Genomic DNA, 2,261 nt, shown 5'->3' with positions numbered 1-2,261 from the left:
TTACAAGGATCTCCTTAAAGAAGCAATTGCCATAACGGAAGACGACGGCATTATTGTCGCTTCAACAAATTGCAGTACGTTTAATATGAAGAAGTTCAAAGGCTTCATAGAAAGTGCCTTTAAAGAAACCAGCGAATCTTACAAGCTGCTTGAAGAGTTCACTCTCCCTGAAGATTTTAAAACGATAAATCAATATAAACAGGGTGACTACCTTAAAGTAGTATTTATTCAAAAACACTGATCCACCCCCGGGGAGTCAGATGATCACTCCCCTTCTATTCATTTCCAGTATCATCCTCTTTCTTATTCTGGCATCATGTAAAATCGCTCTCCTTTTGGGTACACTTGATATATAGCCATATCCCCCTCTCATTTCGCGCCTGAAATTTTTATTCTGAACACAAAATGACAGATTATTCTGTCATTATTTCCTCGGAAACCGCAGAATGCGACAACACTTACATTTTTTTGTAGAATACCAGCGAATAAGGAGTGTTTATGTTGAATAAAGCAATATTTCTTGACCGTGACGGTGTTATTAATGAGGTTAAAACGAAAAGAGTAAAGTTTGTAAATAAACCAGAACAATTTTATTTCCTGGAAGGAGTAAAAGAAGCAGTTAAGATATTGAGTGAAGCCGGATACAAATTATTCGTTGTCACCAACCAGGGAGGCGTGGGACTTGGATACTTATCTCATGAACACCTGCAAACCATTCATGACTATATGGTCGGGGAACTGGAAACAGCTGGCGGCAGGATCTATGAGGTTTCATGTTGTACACATAAACCTCATGCAGGGTGTTCCTGCAGAAAGCCAGAGCCGGGTATGATCATGGGGCTTTCTGAAAGATACAATCTTGACCTGACTGCCTCCTATATGATCGGGGACAGGGAGCCTGATATAGAAGCCGGACGAAAGGCAGGATGTAAAACGATACTGATAGCGGATGGATCATCCCCTTTATATCAGGCAGATTACGTATTCCCAACTTTATTGGCTGCTTCACAATTTCTCTTATCTCAATGAACCTTTTACTCCTAAAACAACCTTTTCTCCTGCACCTATATGCAGGGGTTCTCTTTGTTTTAACGATTTTCAATAAGGAAAATCTATGTTAGAGTACTATGGAACCAGGTTCGAAAAGGAGTGACTTTTATTGGAACAGCAGGAACTTCTGCAAATTATTAAAAATGTATATCCGTTCGATATATTGACAGAAGATCAATTGCAATATATTATTTCGGGCTCGACATATACCACATTTAAAAAAGGCGAATTTCTTTTCCATGAAGATGAGACCCTGGATGAACTCGATATTTATTTTCTCGTATCTGGCTTGGCGAAGAACGTACTTCATCGTTCTAACGGGAAACAATATTCATTGCGTTTTTACTACCCTGGAGACCTGATTGGAATCATGATTATGCTTACAAGCGGTCAAATGACTTTTTCAGTACAGGCGATGGAAGATTGTAATGTCTTCCGTATCCAGAAGCAGCGCCTCCTTGATTTAATGACAAAAAATCATGATTTCTCAAAAATCATATTTGACAGCATCGGAAATCGAATGAAAACCCTTTATGATGAAATAAAATCTAAATCATCAGACAGCGATGATGAAAATATCACTCTTTTCAGGACAAAAGTACATAATTTAATGGACTTTCCTTCATTTATTGGTGAAGAAGATACAATCCTTCGTGCTGCCCAATTGATGAAAGATAGAGATACTTATGGCTTGGTTGCAGTTGATCCAAATGGCAAGATGAAAGGTATTCTGACTCAAAGGGAGATCCTTGCCTATATTACTTCACCAGGCGGTTCTGAAAAAGTCAAAGACTGGATGAAGCTGAACCCTTTCTGGATCCGCGATGAGTCGTTTGCTTACGAGGCTTTGTCATATTTCAAGCATGAAGAAGTAGATTTCGTCCCCATTATACGTAATGAATCTGTCGTTGGCGTCCTCACAAGCAGCTCATTTATCAATATTCAAGATTCCAATTATCTGGATTTATCTTATAAAATCCAAAAAGCGGTCAGCCGTGATGAATTGGTCCGATTGGCTACCGTGAAAAATAATACGTTTCAGCAATTTATCGGAGACCTTATCCTACAAGACAGTCCAGGTTACGATGTATGTGAAGTAATCAGTAACTATAATGACAGGCTGCACAGAAAGATCATACAATTGACAGAAAAAGAAATGCGTCAAGAAGGTTTTGGCCGTGCTCCAATCAATTATTGTTTTATCGTGATGG

2 protein-coding genes and 1 pseudogene are annotated in these 2,261 nt (G+C 38.9%); all 3 read left to right on the top strand.

Annotated features, from left to right (window positions below; all coding sequences use genetic code 11):
* A pseudogene (locus tag HP456_RS23020) lies at positions 1-241 on the top strand (RlmI/RlmK family 23S rRNA methyltransferase); the annotation flags it as partial.
* Between the two features lie 260 nt (positions 242-501).
* Positions 502-1,029: a D-glycero-alpha-D-manno-heptose-1,7-bisphosphate 7-phosphatase gene (locus HP456_RS23015; RefSeq protein ID WP_172255405.1), complete on the top strand. Its 528-nt coding sequence runs from the start codon at positions 502-504 to the stop codon at positions 1,027-1,029.
* Positions 1,030-1,159: 130 nt separating this feature from the next.
* A partial coding sequence (locus HP456_RS23010) for a cyclic nucleotide-binding domain-containing protein (protein WP_172255404.1) occupies positions 1,160-2,261 on the top strand: 1,102 nt, incomplete at its 3' end.

Origin of the sequence: Bacillus haikouensis (assembly GCF_013179555.1) — a bacterium.
Lineage (GTDB): Bacteria > Bacillota > Bacilli > Bacillales > Bacillaceae_B > Rossellomorea > Rossellomorea haikouensis_A.
This window is presented reverse-complemented; position numbering and strand designations above follow the sequence as displayed.